This is a genomic window from Enterococcus sp. AZ020, from assembly GCF_050499205.1.
GTDB classification, from domain to species: domain Bacteria; phylum Bacillota; class Bacilli; order Lactobacillales; family Enterococcaceae; genus Enterococcus_L; species Enterococcus_L dunnyi.
On the sequence record NZ_JBIPAT010000001.1, the window covers coordinates 539,464 to 560,768 of the forward strand.

The following is a 21,305-nucleotide window of genomic DNA, read 5'->3' on the forward strand; positions in this document are numbered from 1 at the left end:
TAGATTCTCCTTTCTTATTTTTATAAAAATGATGGAAACGGAGTATCATTCTCTGTCGTAAATACATCATCAAAGCCACGATAGAAATTAAATTCTAGTTTGTCTTTATCATTTGGATAAGTAAACTTTCCTCCAACCTGCCAAATAAATGGCTTAAACTGATAATTCAAGCGATCTTTCTTGAACTTCCATATCTCAGTGATTTCCTTTGGATCAGCCATAAAGTTTGCCCAGATATCATAATGTACCGGAATCACAACCTTTGCATTCAATGACTCAGCCATTCGCAGCATATCCACAGAAGTTACTTTATCTGTAATACCGCGGGGATTTTCTCCATACGCGCCTAAACAAACATCGATTTTATGTTCATTGCCATGTTTGGCAAATAAATTAGAATAATGAGAGTCACCGGCATGATAGATATTTCCACCGCTAGTTTCAAATAAGTAGTTAACAGCGATCAAGTCCATATCCTGCGGCATTTTTCCCTTCAATATCTCTTCTGGATCTTCACATGTCACTAACGCTGTACGGTCAAATGCCTCCAACGCAACAATTTCTATTTCATTGACTGTTACTCGGTCGCCCGGCTTTACGATCGTTGTCTTCTCTTCTGGAATGCCCCATTTCAACCAAGTATTCACAACTTCCTGCGGTCCAATAAAACGCGCTTCAGGACAGTTTTGATGAACAGCCGCAGCGGTATTGATATCTAAATGATCTGAATGGATATGTGTCACGACTAATGCATCTACGTCTTTAACTGCAAATGGATCAATCACAAATGGTTGTGTTCTTAAGTTAGGCTGCATATTTTCACAGCCGCTCATGCGCATCATTTGATGTCCTTTCTTCATTTTTCCGTTTCCATGTGATCGTTTGCCTGTTCCACACCATAAATCACATAAAATATTTGTTCCTTCATGAGACTTTAACCAAATTCCCGTACAGCCCAACCACCACATAGAAACACTACCGGGCGCAACTTGTTCTTGCTCGATCTCCTCATTCAAATATGTGCCCCATTCTGGGAACGTACTCAAAATCCAGCTTTCTTTTGTTACATCATGAATTGTTGCCATAAAATCCCTCCACCTTATCTCAATCTCGATTACACTTTTCATTCTACAATATTTTAAACCGTTTTCAATCTATTTTTAAGACCGTTTTTGATTTTTAAGATCGTTTATACATAAAAATAAGAAATTACTTCTTTTTTTATGTTCATATATTCTTTTATATGATATAGTGACGTAGAGGTGATGGAGATGAAATATTTCGTTTGGAAAAGTTTTTATTATGGAAAAAAGATGTTTATTTGGTCTATTTATCTGCTATTTGCATTCTATATTTATTCTTTGGTCTATTCTTCTGAAACACTCGGAGCTCAACTTTTCTTCGGTAGTATCGGTTTTGTCGTATTGTGTATCGTTGGACTCTTCGAACATCTAAAGATCGTATATGAAAAAATGATTTATGCATTGAATGTTCACTGTGATCTGGAAGAAGCAGCCCGCTTAAAAGAACAATTAAAGAGAAAAGATTTGTTTAATGGTTTCAAACAGTCTATTATTATTTTTGACAGCCTACTCTTATTAGATGCGGGAAAATATACAGATTGCTTGGCGCATTTGAATAAACATCAAAATTTTTTTCATGGAACGTTAGATTACCTCTTCATTTATTATCATACGCAAATGTACTGCTATTCTTTTTTAAAAGATGAAAAAAATTTGACGATCGCTTTTGAAAAGCTTTTTCAATTGAAAGACAAACAAAAAAAGAAAATGCGCGGATTATTTTCATGGCATGAAATTTCGGGTCTTCAGTATTTTCATCAGCAAAGAAATCAAAAGTGTTTGCAAGAACTAGCACTGATCGATACTGCACGTTTAAATAATCGTGAACTAAGCTATCTTTTGTATCTTCAAGGTCACTGTCTTCTAAAATTAAATAAACCAAATGAAGGCAATCGTTTATTAAAAAAGGCAAGAACAATCGGAAATACGTTAGCGATTGTTCAAGTGATATAGAATGGAGGAATTTGAATGAAAAGTTCACATACAATGATCAAAGAGCGTCGCGATGCATTACTCGATCTACTACATAAACATACTAGCTTACAAGTAAAAGAAATCAGTCAGTCCCTTGACGTATCAGAAATCACTGTCCGCCGTGATCTTACCGCCCTAGAAAAAATGGGCCTTGTAAAACGAGCGCATGGAAAAGCTGAAATTGTTAACAAAATCGGAACAGAGGATCATAATGAAGAGATCGAAATTTTAAAAAATGCGATCGCTAAAAAGGCAGCTGAATTTGTAGCTGAAGGCAATACATTGTTCATAAACACTGGTTCCACTGCTTTATCCGCTTTAAAACATTTGGAAGATAAACGGGTGACGATCGTTAGTAATAATGTCAAGGTAGCAAACCTTGATCACAATCCAAATTCAACTGTGATTTTATCCGGTGGTGAAATCCGATTTCCTAAAGAAGCTTTAGTCGGAGACATCGCGATCGAGTCGTTTTCAAAAATGTCCTCTGATATTTCGATCATTGGCTGTTCTGGTTTAAGCATCGAAAATGGTATCACTACTCCTGTCTTACATGAAGCTAAAATCAATTCTTTGATCATCGAACGCACGAATGGTTTAGTCATCGTTGTTGCAGATTATCGAAAAATCGGTGTTTCCTCAAACTTTACCAGTGGACACATCAAAGATATCAATTATTTGATCACAGATACCTTTGCCTCCCCAGCAGTCATTCGTGAAATCGAAAAGCAAGGGGTACAAGTCATTCAGGTCGAAGTCTGAGACTATTTACTTTTTCCTAAACATCGACATCCATCCATGCTATAATCTAGTTAGAAATAAATGACTGTCGTTGTTTCTTTATTCTTACTTAGGAGGGATGCTCATGCGGATCAAACAATTAGATTACATCGTCAAAATCGTTGAGTTAGGCTCAGTCAATGAAGCAGCAAAACATCTCTTCATTACGCAACCCAGCCTATCAAATGCCGTCAAGGAATTAGAACAGGAAATGGGCATCCAAATTTTTCAGCGAACACAAAAAGGCATGGTGCTTACAACAGAAGGTACAGAGTTTCTAGCTTACGCTAGACAAATTCTAGAACAGGTAGACCTTCTCGAAGAAAAATACAAAGGAACAGACAAACGGCGACGATTATTTTCTGTTTCTGCCCAGCATTATGCTTTTGCAGTTCATGCATTCGTTCAGTTGATCCGCTCCTATGAAGAAAACGAATATGAATTTACGTTTAGAGAGACACAGACGAATAACATTATTGAAGATGTCAGTACATTCCATAGCGAACTGGGCATTTTGTATCTCAATGCATTCAATGAAAAAGTGATCCGCAAACTTTTAAAAGAAAAGCAATTGGTTTTTCATCCATTATTTATTGCAGCACCTCATGTTTTCGTTAGTAAGAAGAATCCCTTGGTAGGAAAAAAATCAGTGACTTTAGCTGATTTAGAAGATTTTCCTTACTTGTCTTTTGAACAAGGCCGTGTCAATTCATTCCATTTTTCTGAAGAGATATTAAGTACGTTGTACCATAAAAAAAGTATACGAGTCAGTGATCGAGCAACCTTATTCAATTTTTTGATCGGACTTGATGGCTATACGATCAGCTCTGGTGTTCTAAGTCGAGAATTGAATGATGAGAACATTGTGGCATTACCTTTAGAAGTAAATGAAACAATGGAACTAGGATGGATACATCCGATCCAAAAACCTTTGTCCCCGATGGCTGAAGAGTATCTACGCTATTTGAAAGAGCATATCATCGATTATGGTTTTACGATTATTGAATAAAAATAGAAAAGCTCAAAAAAATCAAGTTGATTTTTTTGAGCTTTTCTATTTCTTTCATGCATTTAGACGCTTTTCTCAGCCTTTTTAGGCTAGCTTTTAAAAGCAGCTCTTAGTAAAGTAGACAATTCCAAACATGAAACAAGTTGCATTTCATGTTGGAATTCCTAACTTTCTGCAGAGCTAAACGCTTTTCTCAGCTTTTTTTTCGGCTTTTTTTATTTGCTTGCTTCTTAATTGTCCACAGGCAGCATCAATATCTGTCCCATGTTCTTTTCTGATCACACAGTTGATACCATTTTTCTTAAGGACATCGTAAAACTTCAGCACATCTGCTTTGTCACTTCTACTATATTGATCATGTTCACTAACTGGATTATATGGAATCAGATTCACATATGTTAGTTTCTTTTTGTTTTTCAGTAAGTCAGCTAATTGTTGGGCATGCTCTGGTCGATCATTGACATGACTTAACATAATATATTCAAACGTGATTCGCCGATTTGTCTTCTCGATATATTCGTCAACTGCCTCCATCAATTTTTCGATTGGGAAGCTGCGGTTGATTCGCATGATCGATGTCCGAACATCATTATTTGGTGCATGTAAAGAAATCGCCAGATTGACTTGTAATCCATTATCTGCAAATTCCTTGATCTTCGGTACTAGACCACTTGTTGAAACAGTGATATGGCGTGCACCTATCGCTAATCCTTTCGCATCATTGATCGTATGTAAAAAGTTCATCAAATTATCGTAATTATCAAATGGCTCACCGATTCCCATAACCACAACATGACTTACTCGCTCACCTTGTCCACGTTGGTCAAAATAGTGCTGAACCAGCATGATTTGCGCAACGATTTCTCCTGCTGTTAAATCCCGCTGTTTCTTTAATAACCCACTTGCACAAAATGTACAGCCAATATTGCAGCCAACTTGAGTCGTTACACAAACAGATAATCCATATTCTTGGCGCATCAAAACCGTTTCGATCATATTTTTATCCGGCAATTCAAATAGGTATTTCACCGTACCGTCTTTTGCTTCTTGGATGATCACTTGACGCAATGGATTGATGATAAAATTTTCTTCTAAAAGACCGATCAATTCTTTTGATAGATTCGTCATTTCTTTGAAAGCTGTCACGCGCTTGATATACAGCCATTCCCATACTTGAGTCGCTCGGAATTTTTTCTCGCCATGATCGATGAACCACGCGATCAATTCCTCTTTCGTTAAACCATAAATGGATGCTTTTTCCATTGATTTTCTGCCTCATTTCTTCTAAACATTCGCTTCATACTATAACTTATTGTCCTCGTTTTGTCTATAAGCGCTTAAAACAATTAGAAGCAAATAAAAACAAGTGTCTGGGACAAAACTCTGCGAGTCAAATCCTAGACACCTGTCATTCAGATAAACGGTGAGAACAGAAGCAATCGCTTCGGAAATAAGCTAGAATTCACAAAAATTTGGAAAATAATTTTCGTGAATTCTTTCATATTTCACGGGGTTAAGCACTTCTGTTTCAACCTTCTTAGTTTTATGACGCTTGAACCAAATGATAAACTTTTTTGAAATAAAAAATTCGTGCAATCAAGTAATATACGATCTGAATCAAAATGAAGACTCCTAAAACTTTCCAGCCCGCCATCTGCATCCCTTGATCAAATATATGATACATTGCTGTCAGTGCAACAGCTCCATGGATCACTGAAATAATGATCGGTGTGAAAAAGAGAATACCAACTTGCTGGTAAATCATCTTCTTCAATTCTTTTTTCGCTAATCCCATCTTGTAGATCATTTTGAATTTTTCTACATCTACATCCATATCACTATACAATCTAAAATATAAGAAACTTCCAGCTGAAACGAAAAAGACGATTCCGATAAAGATACCAACAAATAGAAATGGCGCATATTGGTCAGTGATCATTTGTTTAGAATAGCTTTTAGCCATAAACGGCATGTTCTTATTTTGGAATTTTCCAATTGAAACTAATTCTTCATAACTGGTGTTTTTGGGCTGCCAAACAGTCATTGTCTGCTGTTCAAGAGCTTCCAAGTCTGTATTGTCAGGGACAACGATTTTTGTTCCATAAGCAGAAACCACCGCTGTTTTTTCTTGTCTTTCAACAGCTATTGTTGAGCCGTCTGGTAAGTTTGCTTCATGCACAGCAGCGTTTTCCATCCCCACAGCGTTCTGTGGTAATAATTGAACAGCTTGTCCATTTGTTTCAATAGCTGGTTTCTTGACTATTTTTGCTAATTGATTATAATTTGATTCTTTGACAAAACTAACATTGTCGGCATTCACATATTCTGTTAATTCTCCCTCATCAACGCTGATTCCCTTCTCTGATAGAAGTTTAGAAAAGTCTTGTTTGATGTGAGCAGTCTCTTCATCAGAACCAACAATTTGAAACTCAAAAGGCTCCTGATTCATCGCATCTAAAATCATGTTTTGAAAACCATATAATGTCCCGATTGCTGCAAACGCAACCGTCGAAATGATCGAAACCAAGAAAAAGGAACGTGCATTGTCCTTCATTCGAAATGCTAGATCGGAAAAAACCACCATATTTGTTTTCTTCCAAAAAATAGATTGTTTCTTTTTCAATCGTTCAATGACTGACACACTCAGTTGATTGAATAAAAAACGTGTACCAGCAACCACTAAGAAAATCACTGGAATCATCACAACTGGCACCAGCATTCCTTTGACTAAAAGAGCCACGGCATAACCTGTACCGATCAATAAAACAGCCAGCAATGCTTTTATACGAGAGTTTTTGATCGTCCCCTTACCTAGATCTCCTGCTTTCAATAATTCTTGTAAGCTTAATTTTGGTAAACGGAACTGAATGAAAAATGAAATCGCTAAAAACAAAATACTAAATGAAATGATCGTCAACCCAAGCGCCTGTATCGGAAAGTAAAAACCAAAATTCAAATGCATCATTTTATTGCTCAACCACAAAATCAGTTGAGAAAAACCAATACCAGCAAGACTACCAATGATCGTTGCAAAAAAACCGATAACGAGATTTTCAATAAAGATCATTTTCTTCAATTGTTTGGGACTCATCCCTTGAATCATCAGAAGACCAAATTCTTTTTTTCTGGATTGAATAAACACATCCATCGAGTACAATACGAAAAAGAAAGCAAATCCGTAAATAATGATAGCTGCAGATAACATGCCAATTTTTGCTTGCTTATTCAAGCCATCAGATAATGATGGATGAAAAGCAAAAACTGTAAATGTGAAAAAGACCATCACTGAAAAGAGAGTACTTAAGAAATAGGCCATGTATAAATGTTTATTTCTTACCGTATTTCGAATAACAAATTGACTAAAATTCACTATCGACACCTTCAATCTCAGCTAATTTCATCATGATTTCATCATAAAACATTTTTTGATTTCCTAGATGATGAATTTCATCGACCAATTGACCGTCTTTGATGAAAACAATTCGTTTACAATAACTAGCTGCCAGTGGATCATGGGTAACCATCAAAATCGTTGCCTGTTCATTTTCATTCAACTGCTGTAATAGCTGCATAACATCTTTCGACGATTTCGTATCAAGGTTCCCTGTGGGCTCATCTGCTAACAGTAATTGCGGCTGATGGATCATTGCTCTGGCAACTGCGACACGTTGTGCTTGTCCACCGGATATTTCTGCGATTCTTTTCTTCAGCAAGCCAGCTATTCCTAAACGATCAGCTAAAAGATTCAATTGTCTTTTCATCACAGAGATTTTTTCCCCATCTAAAGTCAAAGGCAATACGATATTTTCTTCGACCGTCAGTGTTGGCATCAAGTTGAAACTTTGGAAAATGAATCCTAATTCTCTACGTCGAAATTTAGCAATTTGTTCTTGATTCAACTGATTTGGATTTTTACCGTTTAGTAAAATCTGTCCAGATGTCGGTTGGTCGATCGTTGCCAAAAGGTTCAAAAAGGTACTTTTCCCACTTCCGGACGGTCCCATGATTCCGATAAACTCACTATCATTTACAGTTAAGTTCAGACCTTTTAAAGCTTCATATTTGATTTCTTCTCCATATGTTTTAGATAGATTTTCTACTTGTAACATTCTTATCGCTCCTCTATGTGTGGCTGTTCATCTCACAAATGAACCAGCTCTTACTTCTCTACTTTGCTAGTCTAATCCAATTATGACGAACACACCATAGAAAAAAATAACAGATCACTTACACTTTTGTAAGCGATCTGTTATTTGTTTATGCTTCATATTCGATCACATATGGATAAAGAGCGGTATTGTAGATAGCCTCTGAAAATTCAACGACTTTTCCGGAAGGATTCATAGACTTTCGAATTCTTTTTAGCCCATTTTTTTCTTTTGTTTCTAAAATACGCTGCTGCTCTTCCGTCAATTCAACCGTTTGAAAACTATCTTCAAATGTTAAAATCTCGATGCCATGTTGATCCATCAAGCGATACAGTGACTCATTTTCAAAATCTTCCATTGGAACATCAACTAATGTGATAGGTAAATAATAATTAAAGTAGATATATGGCTTTCCATCCAGCGTATATAAACGGGAAAATTTTACTACATTTGCTCCCATATTTTCATAGACTGGTGAATCCTCTGACAATTTTACTTGGTCCAAACTTAATATTTTCTTTGCCACTTTTTGTCCTGAATCATTCAAATACTCCGTAAATGTACCCGCTTTCGATAATTTGTTATACGGTCGATTGCTTAAGACCGTAGTCCCTTTGCCGCTTTTTTTCTCCACCAATTCTTCTGATGAAAGAAGCTCGATTGCTCGGCGTACAGTGATTTTGCTGACATCAAATAGTTGTTCAAGCTCTGTTTCAGTTGGTAAAAGAGAACCCACTGGATATGTACCGTTCATAATATTGGCTTTTATTTCTTCTGCGACGTCTAAGTATAGTACACTTTTTCTTCTCATTTCATCCATCCTTATTCGTTTATTGGGTTTATCCTCATGATTTATTTAGTCATAATATACGATTATCCTCATTTTAATCGCAAATATAAATTAATTCAACTTTCCTTCAATTCCATTGTCATTATTTCTTACATTGTACCAAACATTATTACTATATGAAACTCATTTAGATGAAATACAGCTGCAGTAAAAAAAGAGTGGCCAAAGTGGTCCACTCTTTTTGACTACTCTAATTCATGATCGGCAAGTCCTTCTTCCGGCATAGGTTCAATAAATACTTTTCTTGGTTTGCTGCCTTCTGACGGCCCGATCACCCCATGTTCTTCCAGCTCATCTACTAAACGAGCTGCACGATTATAACCGATTCTAAAGCGTCTTTGAAGCAACGATATACTTGCTGTCTGCATTTCTACGACTAAAGCTTTCGCGTCTTCATATAATTCATCTTGTGAAGCTTCACTGCTTGTGCTAGTCGTATCTTCTTCTGTCGGCATCATACTTTCTTGATACTCTGCCTCTTGCTGTTCAGTCACAAAAGCGACAACTCGTTCAACTTCCTGATCAGATATGAAAGCACCCTGTACCCGGATCGGTTTATTTTCGCCCATTGGTAAGAACAGCATGTCGCCTCGTCCCAATAATTTTTCTGCACCATTACTATCGATGATCGTGCGAGAATCTGTTCCGCTGGAAACAGCAAATGCCATTCTTGACGGCACGTTGGCTTTGATGATTCCTGTAATGACATCCACACTTGGACGTTGTGTTGCTAAGATCATATGGATTCCAGCTGCACGAGCCATTTGTGCTAAACGGATGATTGCATCTTCGACTTCATTACTGGCAACCATCATCAAGTCAGCTAACTCATCTACGATCACAACAATAAATGGTAAAATCGGCCGGTTTTCACCATCCTCTAAATTCTTTTGAATGACCAAATCATTGTACCCGGAGATATTTCGAACACCCGTCGCCGCAAATTTTTCATAACGAAATTCCATTTCCTGAACAACTTTTTGAAGTGCTTGCGCTGCTTTTCTAGGATTTGTCACAACTGGTGTCAAGAGATGTGGAATTCCATTATAAACATTTAACTCGACCATTTTTGGGTCGATCATCATCAATTTCACTTCATGAGGTTTTGCCCGCATCAAGATACTTGAAATGATACCGTTGATCGCAACAGACTTCCCGCTCCCTGTCGATCCTGCGATCAGTAAATGGGGCATTTTGGTTAAATCTGCTGACTGGACCATCCCTGAAATATCTCTGCCTAAAGGAACCTCCAGCAGCTTGTCTGGATGACTTGGCTGTGCTTCGATGATATCTCTAAAGGAAACTGTGCTGACCGTACTATTAGGAACCTCGATCCCTATCAGTGATTTCCCTGGAATCGGTGCTTCCATCCGCACATCTTTCGCCGCTAATGCTAAAGCAATGTCATCTGTCAAACTGACAACTTTGCTCACTTTAACCCCTACAGCAGGTTGAATTTCGAATTTTGTCACCGCAGGACCCAGGCTAGCTTTCACTACTTTAGCATCGACTCCAAAGCTTTTGAAGGTCTGCTCCAATACACCAATGTTTTTTTCGATTTTTTGGTATTCACCGCTTTGATCAGCAGAAGGAATCGAGTCTAATAATGTGGATGGCGGTAGTTCGTAATCGCGGTCCTCTGCTTCTTCTGAAATTTCAAAATCCAGATCGCCGCCTTCATCGATCTCCGGCTCAGCAATTGGTTGTTCTGAATGTACAGGCTGCATTTCAGCTTGACTTTGAAAACTATCGATCGGTACTAACGTCAGCTGTTCTGGTTCTTGTACTTCTTTTTCTTCTTGTTCCCAAGATTCTTGTGCCAATTTCTCACCAGGAGTCAGCTCACGCACATCATTTTTTAAACGTTCCTGCGCTAGTCTTTCGATTTCAGCTTGTTTAGCTGCACGTTTTTCTGCGCGCTTCGCTTCTCTCTCTGACTGTTTTGCTTCGCTTTTAGCAAAGAAATGCCCGATTTTTTCGCGAATGATCTGCAGACCGCCCATTACTTGTTGTACTTCAAGCATACTTACAAGAAAAATTCCTAGCAGAATCAATAATGTAGCAACCAAATAACTGCCAAACTGTGCAATCAGGAAATAGGTCATACTGTAAAGCGCAGCACCTATCATTCCACCACCGACATTTTGAGCAACGACATTTCCTTTAAGATCGATTTTTAGAAAATCCCATGTCGTACCTAAGATATCAGGTGTCTGCGTTCCAACATTGCGAAACATATACGCATGGAAAAACAGCAATACCCCTAAATAGATCACAACGCCGCCAATGATCGGACGTGTTTTTTTGATGGGAAACTCACGACCAAAGATCACCAAAGATAGCCCATAAAGCATCAATAAGCAAGCTGCGGCAGGAAATGTATTACCAATCGCAACACGCAAGCCATTTGCAATCAAGGTTCCTAAAAAGCCCAGTTTTAATAGGCCGAATAAGCCAAAGAAAATAAAAAAGATTCCAAGAAAAATGAAATTCAGATGCTCTTGCTGCTGTTGCTGTTTTTTCGTTTTTTTCTTTTTTGCACGTTTTCTTTTTTGTGCCATGTAACATCCCTCTTTTCACTCAGTATCCATTATACCTAAAAAGTGAGCCGAACAAAAGTACCCCCATTGTTTCTCTTACAATTTTAATTTTTTGATCGCAAAACGTTTAGAGTCAGAGCAGGATGGGACAGAAGTGTTCAACTCTGAGAACCAAGTAGGTACTGTGCAACATCAACTCATTCTTCGTTGTGTTTTACAGCAAGTTCAGCTTATTTCCGAAGCCTTCAAATCTTAGTGCTTTAGCACTTAGAATTTTGCTAGCTTCACTTTGTTCTTTGAACAATAGTGAAACTGTATGCGTTAGCTGATGTGATCGAAGCGAAGGCCTTTAACTCTAGCATGTTTCATGCGTAGAAGTTAATGAGATCGAAACGAAGTGTAGAGTAGTAGTTACTTCTCCTTCCACCGTTTATTCGTTTTAAAAAGGACTGAGTCGTAACTCGTAGAGTTATGTCCCAATCCCTTCAGGTCCTAAATCTGCATAAACGGCGAGAAAAAAAGCAACTCCTTCTTATTTTTCGGAGCTAAACGCTTTTTGTCTCAACCGCTTTAACTGGTAATCATTCTATTGTTTAACGATAAAAGTCAAAACGTCCTTTAGCCAGCATTTCTTTGATGCCGCCTGTTTCAAATAGTGAACGGTCCATGATCGCTTTTTTGATCACAGAAGCCGGATAACCTTTGACTTCCATTTTACCGACTTCACCGAACGCATGGCTATTGCCGATAGAAGCCACAGATCCTAATGATTTGAACGTAAATTCTTTTGTTGGTTCACCTTTTAATTGCGCTTTGATGTTTTTTCCTGCGTGTTCTCCCATTTTAAGAGAAATTTGTGCAGTTGTTGGATACGGACGATTTGATTCTTTGTCCATAACAGCAGAACAGTCACCAATAATGTATACATTACTATGCTCAGCATCTGTCAAATCTGGTTGAACCATCACACGACCGCGTTTTGCCGCAAAGCCAGAATCACCGACCACATGACTGCCGCTGACACCAGTTGTCCAAATGATCGTTTTTGCTGCTAACTCTTTTAATTCATTGGTTTCCTGATCATCTAAATAAACTACTGTATCTTGTTTGATTTCTTTGATTGGTTTGCCAACTAAGAAATTGACGCCCCATTTTTTTAGATGGTCGATCCCGTATCCGCCTAGTTTTTCACTAAACATCGGTAACAGACGTGTAACTGCCTCGACACAGTATAATTGAATTTTGTCAGGTTCAACTCCAGCCATTGCCGCAAGTTTCTTTTTCCCTTCAACTAGAGAACCTAGTAGCTCGATCCCAGTAAAACCAGCACCGCAGACAACAATCTTCAAGCAATTCTCATCTTTTGTTTCTTTATAAGCCTTCATTTGCTCTGTTAAATGTTGGTAAACTTTTTCTGAAGTAGGAATATCTACCATTTTTAATGAAAATTCTTCCACACCAGGAATTCCAAAAGACTCTGATTCGTAGCCCAATGCTACGACTAAATAATCATAAGAAAGTGGTGCTTGATCTTTTAGGTGAACCTCTTGATTTTCACTATCGATCTTTTCTACTGTTCCTTGTACAAAAGTGGTGCAAGCTGATTTAACTACATCCTTAATTGGATAAGTGATCCGCTCAGAAGTTTGGATCCCAGCTGCAACTTCGTGAATATCTGTTGCCTCAAAGTGGTAATCATTTTGATCCACTAATGTGATCTTGATGTCATCATTCCCTTTTTGTAATTCATGCAGCGCTCTTAAGCCAGCATAGCCAGCGCCTAAAATAACAACGTGTTTGCTCATGTTAAAACTCTCCTTTTGACCTGTTTGATTTTATTATTTAAACCACAATCCTATGGCAAAAAAAACAACTTGTGAAAAAGCGCCGACAGCTAAAATTTTGACTGCGCAGATAAATGTCTTCGTTTTGATTTGTTCTTTTAAAAACAGTTTCGTTTGCTTCCAGGTAAACGGGACCGTGACGATCATCAATAGCATCGTGATCGGTGTCAAACCTAAAAATACACTTAAAATGATCGAACTGAAAGCTACAATGATCAGGCCAACGAATAAACGAAGCGAAACCTTTTTCCCTAAATAATGAACCAGAGTAAAACGGTGATTCATCTCATCTTCTTCCAGATCACAAATATTATTGGCTAGCATCAGATTAGCGATCAAGCATGTATTTGGCAATGCCACTAAGAAGATACTCCCTAGATTCGTCAGTGTCCATTGAAACGAGTCAAAGGTATTGATGTAGACACAAATCAACATGATCATAAAGCCCATCGTAAAACCGGAAAATACTTCACCCAAAGGTAAACTAGACAGTGGCTTAGGTCCCGAAGAATAAAAAATTCCGATCAAGTAACAGTATAAGCCCAGCCACAACAAAGGCCAGCCCACGATCACAGATAAACCAATGCCCATCAATGCAGAAATGACGATCATCCAAATGATCCAACTGCGAATCATCGATAATGATAAGTTTTCCCGTCCGATGATATTGGTTTTTTCCTTATAGTCGTGTCCTTCTTTTGCATGATGATAGTCGTTATAATTATCTAAAATATCAACAGCCATATTGAAAATGAACATCGCAATAAAATAGATCAATACATAAAATAAATGCAAATTCTGATAATGATACCAACTAAAACAAATGCCTAAAAGAAAAGGTAACACACTAGCTGTTTTTGCTTTAAGTTCAACAAGCTCAAAAAATACTTCTTTATTCAAATTATACTACTCTCCTCTTTTAATATTTAGTTTTATGCTCATGAAATAATTTACTGTATTTCTTAGCCAACTTCGTATACAATCAATAGTATTGAACAATTGAACGACCGAAAGGATTATTATGCTATGAATGAGTTTTGGAAAGATTTCCCTGTGATCCAACAACAATTGAATGAAACCTGTGACTTGATCAAACACCAAGTGAAAGTACGCAACAAAGATATCGAACAAGCATTGATCGACCTGACTTGTTCCGGCGGTAAATTATTACGCCCCGCTTTCTTTTTCTTGTTTGCCCAAATTGGTGATAAACAAAAACAAGATCATCAACAACTACTCAAGATCGCCGCATCGATCGAAATTTTGCATATGGCCACTCTTGTCCATGACGACATCATTGACGATTCACCACTAAGACGCGGTGCTGCAACGATTCAATCTCGTTATGGTAAAGATATCGCCGTTTATACAGGTGATTTACTATTCACTGAATTTTTTGAATTACTAGCAGATACAATGAATGGTTCTGATTTCTTACATACAAATGCTGCTGCAATGAAACGACTATTGCTTGGCGAATTGGATCAAATGCACACACGCTATAAAAAAAATATCACTGTCTTTGATTATCTACGTAGTGTCAACGGCAAAACTGCTGAGCTATTTTCTCTAAGCTGCTTAGAGGGGGCTCATTTCGGCTATGCCAATAAAGAAATCCAGCGTTTAGCTGCACGTATCGGCCGAAATATCGGCATCGCTTTTCAAGTTTATGATGATATTTTAGACTACTCGGCTGATAGCAAAACATTGAAAAAACCTGTTTTAGAAGATCTAGCCCAAGGTGTCTATACTTTGCCTTTGATTTTTGCTATACAAAAAGCACCTGAACATTTCTATCCTTATTTAGAGAAAAAGTCAGACATTTCAATAGAAGAAGCTATCGAATTAGGTCAACTGGTCCACAAATATGATGGCGTGACAGATGCCAAAAATTTTGCAAAAAAAGTGACTGAAAAGGCGCTGATCGATATTCAAAAATTACCTGATTGTTTAGGTAAAAACCAACTAGAACTGCTAACACAACTGCTGCTTCAACGTTCGTTTTAAGCAACTACAAAAAAAGAAAAGTTCGAGGCAAAGCTCAGAGAGTTTTGCCTCATCTTTTTGTAAAAAATCAATCGGTGGTCATCCCTCGATCGATGGCATACAGTTGTTGATAATGTTGATTCGTTGCCAATAATTCTTCCGGTGTCCCACTCATTTCCAAACGTCCGTCCTCAATAAATATCACTCGATCCATCATGTGTACCCCTTGTAAGTGATGCGTAATCCAAATGATCGTTTTATCTTTCAGAGTTTCAAAAAAGGTATTCAGCAATTGCTGTTCAGTGATTGGATCTAGACCTGTCGTTGGTTCATCCAACAAAACGATCGGTGTATCTTGTAATAAAATCCTTGCCAAAGCTAATCGATGACGCTCTCCACCTGAAAAACGCAATCCAGCTTCGTCAACCATCGTTTGTAAGCCTTCCGGCAATTCTTGAATCATTTCTTTCAGTCCCACACTATCCAGAACCTGCCAAACCTCTTCTTCAGAAGCTTCTTCTCGACCAAGGCGAATATTGTTTAAAATAGATGTTCTAAATAGATATGGTGCTTGATGAATCACACCGATCGATTGCGTGATTTGATCGCCAAAATCGGTCGTTGGAACATCTCCCAAAGTGATCGTTCCTTTACTTGGACGCAAATCTCCGCGAATCAAGCTAGCCAATGTGCTTTTTCCAGAACCGCTTCGTCCTAAAATAGCTAATTTTTCTTTTGGCTCGATCTTCAACGTTAGATGTTCTAAAACAGTATGTTCTGCTTGATTATACGAAAAAGAGATATCGTCGATGACTATTTCCGTACTTTTAACTTCTAGGTCTGTGACCTTTACTGTTTCAGTAATTTCAGGCAGATCATTCAGACGTTTGATCGAATCTTTGTAAATATTGGTCTCTTGTGCAGCATCTGGCAACGGCGCAAAGGCATCGATCAATGGAAAGACCGTCAATACAAACGCTGCGATCCAATTTGCCGCTCCGCCATGATTTCCTGGAAAACGCATGCTCGCCCATGCTAAAACAGCGATCGTGATGCCCCCAAAGATTACTTGAAGAACAAAATCACGGAACCGATTAAATCGTTTGATCTGTTCATCTAATTCACGCAGCTTTGCTTCATCTTTTTCATATGAATGAACGAATTCATGTCCTCTTTGACTAAATACCCAATCTGAGACACCCAAGATATTATCCGTCAATTTCTTATACAATTCATTTTTAGATACTTTTTGCTTTTCCTGTTTCGCGCCATTTACCAACACAGAAACCAAAGGCAGCAAGAACACAACTACGCCAAGCATCAACAACATGCATAGCCCGAACCACCAGGAAAAAAGACCTAAACCGATAATAATAAAAATGTATAACACCCAGGCGATCACTGTGGGAAAAATCGTCCGCAAGTATAAATTTTGCAAATGATTGATATCTTCTGAAAGCAAGCCAAGAATATCTCCCGTTTGATATTTTGATTTAAAGAAAATCGCATCTTTCTCTAAAACCAAATACAGCTTCAAACGTAAATCAGACGTCATCTTTAAGACCCAGTTATGACTGACCAGACGTTCAATGTATCGAAATACTGGACGACTGATCCCGAAAGCCCGCGTCAAAACGATCGGAATATAGATCATCAAAATATTTTCAGGAAGCGAAGCCGCCCGACTGATCAAATAACCTGAATTGAACATCAAGGCACCCGCACTGAAAAATGTTAAAAAGCCTAGGAATAAAGCAAGATACAACAGTCCTTTGTACTTTTTCAAAAACGGTTTGACCCATTGATCTTTCCTATATAATTCTTTATTCGTTGGGGTATTTTCCATTATTCTGTCCCCCTCATTTGATTCATTAATCGTACATAATAGCCATTTTTTTCTGTTAATTCAGTCAATGTTCCTGCTTCTACAAGCTGCCCTTTATCCATGACCAAAATATAATCCATTTCAGCCATCCAATGTAGACGGTGAGTAGCAAAGAATACCAAATGATCTTCCATCAACGGTAACATTCTTTCTTTTAATTCAACTTCTGTTTCAATATCTAAATGAGCTGTCGGCTCGTCAAACAGCAAAACACGGCGTTCCTGATCTAAAAAGGCTCTCGCTAAGGCGATTCTTTGTGCTTGACCGCCACTTAAAACTCTGCCGCTTTCACCGATCGTTGTATGAATCCCCTGAGCCAAGCTCGAAACTAGTGCTTGCAGTCCAACTAATTCAATTGCGGCTGCAACTTGCTCATCCGAAGCATCCGGAGTATAAAAGCGGACATTGTTTGCCAGCGTATCCTGAAAAATATACGGTGTTTGAGGAATATAAACCACTTGTTTTTGCCATTCTTTTTGCTGAAAATGAGGGAGTTTCTGTCCATCGATCTGAATTTCCGTTGTCGCCATGTCAGGCTCTAAAAAACCACTTAAAACATTGATCAATGTTGATTTGCCCGAACCACTAGCACCAATGATCCCAATTTTTTGATACCCTTTTGCACTAAAATTCAGGGCTTTTAAGGCTGCTTGAGGCGCTTCTTCATAGCTATAAGTCAATTGTTCAACCGATAGTTCGCTTAACGCCGTCCAGTCCTCTAAGGACAAAGTATCTGTTTCTTCGACTTCTTTTAAGTCCAACACTGCCTGGATTGCTTGGAAAGAATTTTTTCCATCTAATGTTGCATGATAATCACTGGCAAAGTCACGGACAGGTAAAAAGAATTCCGGTGCTAAAATCAAGGTCGTCAAGGCAGGAAAAAGTAGAATACCGCCTTCCAACAAACTTAAACCTAAAAAAACCGCAACAACTGCAACGGACAATGTAGTGAAAAAGTCCAAAGCAAAGGTAGATAAAATGGCAATTTTAAGTGTACTCATCGTCGCACGTCTAAAACGCTCACTCGTATTGTAAATGCTGCCGGCGTATTTTTCACTCAACCCGAATAATTTTAAAGTATCAATCCCTCTCAATGAGTCGATAAAATGATTCGACAATAATTGAAAGGCTTTATACTGTTTATCAGCTTTGCTTTTTGCCGCATACCCTAAAATGATCATAAAAATGATGATCATTGGAAAAACGACCAGCAAAACCACTCCAGAACGAATATCCAGAGTAAAAATAAAAATCAAGATCAACCAGGGAATGATCATCATATTCATGATCTTCATCAAAATCAAATGAAGATAATTTTCTGCCTGACTGATTCCTTCAAGTGCCATAGTGACCATATTACCAGTCCCATTTTTTTGAACGACTGTTGGTCCTAAACGAAAGATTTTTTGCAGCAACTGTTCTCTCAATTCACGTGAACGATCATAGCTGAAATGATCCAGCATTTTTTCTCGTACATAGGTTATAACATGTCTGCCCGTATAAAATAAAAAGAAAAGAAGGATCGCGGTCAGCTGATCATGAAGCTTGCCGCCTTCCCAAAGTCCAACAGCTGCTTTAGCTAAGTAAAATGCCTGCCCGATTATAAAGACTGCTTGCAGGAAAGAAAAACCTGCAAGCAAAATCATCGTCTGTTTAATTTTAGGCATCTTTAAGATGGCTTTATCGATCATCCTTCATACCCCAAAGCAGCGATTGCCGGATGTTTGATTCGTTTTCTAAAGATATAGTATGACCAAGCGGTATAAGCCAATACGAATGGTAAAATCGTCAATGACAACCAAGTCATTGTTTTTAACGTATACGGGCTGCTTGATGCGTCTTTGATCAAGATATCGTAATAACCTTCACTGCCGATCATCACACGTGGGAATAAACCGCTAAACAATAAAGCAACCAACACAACAAGTGTTAATCCGCTGGCAATAAATGCTGCCATTTCTTTTTTCTTAAAGACACTTACATTCGCAACTACTGTCAAAATAACGATTGCTAGAACAAGTACTAGCGTCACAGCAAAATGATTGTCAAAGAAATCTGTTTTGAAGTACAACAATGCTGCAAATACAACTAGTCCAACATATAGTACCCAGTAAAAGAATGAGGCATAATTACGTGCACGTTCTCTAACCGGTCCTTCTGTTTTCAAGGTAATATAGTTTAATCCATGCAAGTAGCATAATAGTGTCAACGCAACACCACCGACTACAGAAAAGACATTGATATAGTCAGTAAAAGTTGCAGACATATTGCCATCGACATCTAAAGGCATTCCTTGGACTAAACTGATAAATAAAATCCCAAAGAAAAACGGTACTATGAAGCTTCCAATCGAAAGTGTCCAGTTCCACATTCTACGTCGTTTCCCATCAGGCATCCGATGACGGAATTCAAATGACACGCCACGAATGATCAAACCAACTAAAATAATGAATAAAATCAAGTAAAAACCGCTAAATAGTGATGCATACCAGTATGGAAATGAGGCAAACATCGCACCACCTGCTGTTAATAACCAAACTTCATTACCATCCCAAACAGGTCCGATCGTTTGGATGATTTGTTCTTTTTCTTCTTCATCATGTGCTAATGTTTGAACGGACATTCCGACACCAAAGTCAAACCCTTCAAGGAAGAAGAAGCCTGAAAATAGAATACCGATCAATACAAACCATAGTAACTGCAACGTACTCATCCTTCAAAGACCTCCTTATCGAATGGATCTACTTCAGTCGCATTCGCTTGTGCTAATTTCTTTTCTTCATAATCAGGCCCTTTTTTCAGTTCAACAGTGATCAAGTAAACCATCACAGAACCAAGGCCTGCAAAAAGAATAAAGTAAATAATATTTGAAGTTAATAACGAAGCGACAGAAACATTTGGTGAAACACTGTCTTCGATCGTAAACAATCCATAAACAGTCCAAGGATAACGACCCAACTCTGTGATCAACCAACCTGTCGTATTTGCTAAGAATGGTGCAAATGTACATAAAGCAACGATCCAAACCATCCAGCGTTTTTCATAAAGCGATGGTTTTTTCTTGCGGGTAAAGAAAAGCCCTAATGCTGAAACCAAAAGCATCAATACACCGAAACCGGCCATTACTCTAAAGCTCCAAAATAGTGTATTGACTGGCGGGAAGTAATCTCTATCGCCATATTTTTCAATTAAATCTTTGTTCGCTGTTTCCATTCCATCAACAGAACCAGACAGACTATTATAAGATAAAATACTTAATACATATGGAATTTGGATTCCGAATACTTGTTTATGCTCTGCTTCGTCAGCCCAAGCAATCAACGTCCAGGCCGCAGGATCTCCAGAATCTTCATATGCACCTTCCATTGCTGCAAATTTCATTGGCTGTCCTTCGATCAAAGCTTTCATTTGTAAATCCCCAGCTAATAATACGCCTAAAGACCCAAACAATGCGATCCACATACCGATACGCATAGATACTTTGTGGAAGCTGACATCACGTTTTTTCAAGATTTGGAATGCTGCTAAACCGGCAACGATCATTCCGCCCATTACGACAGCACCAGCCAATACGTGGCTAAATTCATACCAAACTTTTGGATTGGCGATCACCGCACCAAAATCGATCAATTCTGCCCGGCCATTGTTCAGCGTATATCCCACTGGATGCTGCATGAAACTATTTGCCGCTAAGATCCAGAATGCTGACATCATTGACCCAAATACAACCAACCAAATAAATGTCAAATGTAGTTTTGGATTTACTTTATCCCAAGTAAAGATCCACAATCCTAAGAATGTTGATTCTAAAAAGAATGCAAGCAGTGCTTCGATCGCTAAAGGAGCGCCAAAAATATCTCCTACAAATCGTGAATAATCAGACCAGTTCATACCAAACTGGAACTCTTGAATAATACCTGTGACCACACCTACTGCAAAACTCAATAGAAAAATGTTGCCCCAAAACTTCGCCATTTTACGATAACGCTCATCTTTTTTCACTACATACATCGTTTCCATCACTGCAACAACAAGTGCTAATCCTATCGAAAACGGCACGAAGAAAAAGTGAAAGACTGTGGTCATCGCAAATTGGAACCTTGCTAATGATACAATATCAAACATCAATAATCCCCCTTGTTTTTACTGTCTACACACAAAGAAAGAAGCCGATTCTACTCGAACGAAGAGTCATTTGTACAGTTG

The 21,305-nt window shown here is 38.2% G+C and carries 16 protein-coding genes; 4 read left to right on the forward strand and 12 right to left on the reverse strand.

Annotated elements, in window-relative coordinates; all coding sequences use genetic code 11:
* Nucleotides 1–20: 20 nt before the first annotated feature.
* Nucleotides 21–1,085: an L-ascorbate 6-phosphate lactonase gene (gene ulaG / locus IGI58_RS02600; protein ID WP_429954565.1), complete on the reverse strand. Its 1,065-nt coding sequence runs from the start codon at nucleotides 1,083–1,085 to the stop codon at nucleotides 21–23.
* 186 nt (nucleotides 1,086–1,271) lie between these two features.
* On the opposite strand from ulaG, the gene IGI58_RS02605 reads away from it, so the two are divergent.
* The 3 genes from IGI58_RS02605 to IGI58_RS02615 all read left to right on the forward strand — a co-directional run bounded on the left by IGI58_RS02605 (nucleotide 1,272) and on the right by IGI58_RS02615 (nucleotide 3,846).
* Nucleotides 1,272–2,036, forward strand: a complete 765-nt coding sequence (locus IGI58_RS02605; RefSeq protein WP_429954563.1) for a hypothetical protein — start codon at nucleotides 1,272–1,274, stop codon at nucleotides 2,034–2,036.
* A gap of 15 nt (nucleotides 2,037–2,051) precedes the next feature.
* Nucleotides 2,052–2,819, forward strand: coding sequence for a DeoR/GlpR family DNA-binding transcription regulator (locus IGI58_RS02610; protein ID WP_225534258.1), 768 nt, complete (start codon nucleotides 2,052–2,054; stop codon nucleotides 2,817–2,819).
* 103 nt (nucleotides 2,820–2,922) lie between these two features.
* Nucleotides 2,923–3,846 (forward strand): LysR family transcriptional regulator, encoded by a 924-nt coding sequence (locus IGI58_RS02615; protein WP_225534257.1) that lies wholly within the window; start codon nucleotides 2,923–2,925, stop codon nucleotides 3,844–3,846.
* Between the two features lie 180 nt (nucleotides 3,847–4,026).
* Here IGI58_RS02615 and rlmN read toward each other — a convergent pair whose 3' ends face one another.
* The 7 genes from rlmN to IGI58_RS02650 all read right to left on the reverse strand — a co-directional run bounded on the left by rlmN (nucleotide 4,027) and on the right by IGI58_RS02650 (nucleotide 14,128).
* Nucleotides 4,027–5,109: a 23S rRNA (adenine(2503)-C(2))-methyltransferase RlmN gene (gene rlmN / locus IGI58_RS02620; protein ID WP_429954560.1), complete on the reverse strand. Its 1,083-nt coding sequence runs from the start codon at nucleotides 5,107–5,109 to the stop codon at nucleotides 4,027–4,029.
* A 280-nt stretch (nucleotides 5,110–5,389) separates the two neighbouring features.
* Entirely contained in the window at nucleotides 5,390–7,216 is a 1,827-nt protein-coding gene (locus tag IGI58_RS02625) for an ABC transporter permease (protein ID WP_429954558.1), read from the reverse strand.
* Nucleotides 7,206–7,955 (reverse strand): ABC transporter ATP-binding protein, encoded by a 750-nt coding sequence (locus IGI58_RS02630; protein ID WP_087641190.1) that lies wholly within the window; start codon nucleotides 7,953–7,955, stop codon nucleotides 7,206–7,208. Before IGI58_RS02630 ends, IGI58_RS02625 begins: the two co-directional genes overlap by 11 nt.
* A gap of 148 nt (nucleotides 7,956–8,103) precedes the next feature.
* Complete coding sequence (locus tag IGI58_RS02635) at nucleotides 8,104–8,805, reverse strand: GntR family transcriptional regulator (protein WP_429954556.1); 702 nt, start codon at nucleotides 8,803–8,805, stop codon at nucleotides 8,104–8,106.
* Nucleotides 8,806–9,029: 224 nt separating this feature from the next.
* The gene (locus tag IGI58_RS02640; RefSeq protein WP_429954554.1) at nucleotides 9,030–11,405 is read right to left on the reverse strand and encodes a DNA translocase FtsK; all 2,376 of its coding nucleotides are present in this window, start codon (nucleotides 11,403–11,405) and stop codon (nucleotides 9,030–9,032) included.
* A 572-nt stretch (nucleotides 11,406–11,977) separates the two neighbouring features.
* On the reverse strand, nucleotides 11,978–13,189 hold the full coding sequence (locus IGI58_RS02645) for an NAD(P)/FAD-dependent oxidoreductase (protein WP_429954553.1): 1,212 nt from the start codon (nucleotides 13,187–13,189) through the stop codon (nucleotides 11,978–11,980).
* A gap of 33 nt (nucleotides 13,190–13,222) precedes the next feature.
* The gene (locus tag IGI58_RS02650; protein WP_225534250.1) at nucleotides 13,223–14,128 is read right to left on the reverse strand and encodes a prenyltransferase; all 906 of its coding nucleotides are present in this window, start codon (nucleotides 14,126–14,128) and stop codon (nucleotides 13,223–13,225) included.
* 126 nt (nucleotides 14,129–14,254) lie between these two features.
* On the opposite strand from IGI58_RS02650, the gene IGI58_RS02655 reads away from it, so the two are divergent.
* Nucleotides 14,255–15,235 (forward strand): polyprenyl synthetase family protein, encoded by a 981-nt coding sequence (locus IGI58_RS02655; protein WP_429954552.1) that lies wholly within the window; start codon nucleotides 14,255–14,257, stop codon nucleotides 15,233–15,235.
* Nucleotides 15,236–15,302: 67 nt separating this feature from the next.
* Here the strand turns inward: IGI58_RS02655 and cydC are convergent, their stop codons facing one another.
* The 4 genes from cydC to IGI58_RS02675 are packed head-to-tail and all read right to left on the reverse strand — an operon-like array spanning nucleotide 15,303 to nucleotide 21,224.
* The gene (gene cydC, locus IGI58_RS02660) at nucleotides 15,303–17,060 is read right to left on the reverse strand and encodes a thiol reductant ABC exporter subunit CydC (RefSeq protein ID WP_429956311.1); all 1,758 of its coding nucleotides are present in this window, start codon (nucleotides 17,058–17,060) and stop codon (nucleotides 15,303–15,305) included.
* Nucleotides 17,060–18,790 carry a thiol reductant ABC exporter subunit CydD gene (cydD, locus tag IGI58_RS02665; RefSeq protein WP_429954551.1) on the reverse strand — a complete coding sequence of 577 codons (1,731 nt, stop codon included), beginning with the start codon at nucleotides 18,788–18,790 and terminating at the stop codon, nucleotides 17,060–17,062. The genes cydC and cydD overlap by 1 nt, the downstream gene beginning before the upstream one ends.
* On the reverse strand, nucleotides 18,787–19,812 hold the full coding sequence (cydB, locus tag IGI58_RS02670) for a cytochrome d ubiquinol oxidase subunit II (protein ID WP_087641183.1): 1,026 nt from the start codon (nucleotides 19,810–19,812) through the stop codon (nucleotides 18,787–18,789). Before cydB ends, cydD begins: the two co-directional genes overlap by 4 nt.
* Nucleotides 19,809–21,224 (reverse strand): cytochrome ubiquinol oxidase subunit I, encoded by a 1,416-nt coding sequence (locus IGI58_RS02675; protein ID WP_087641182.1) that lies wholly within the window; start codon nucleotides 21,222–21,224, stop codon nucleotides 19,809–19,811. The genes cydB and IGI58_RS02675 overlap by 4 nt, the downstream gene beginning before the upstream one ends.
* Between the last annotated feature and the right edge of the window lie 81 nt (nucleotides 21,225–21,305).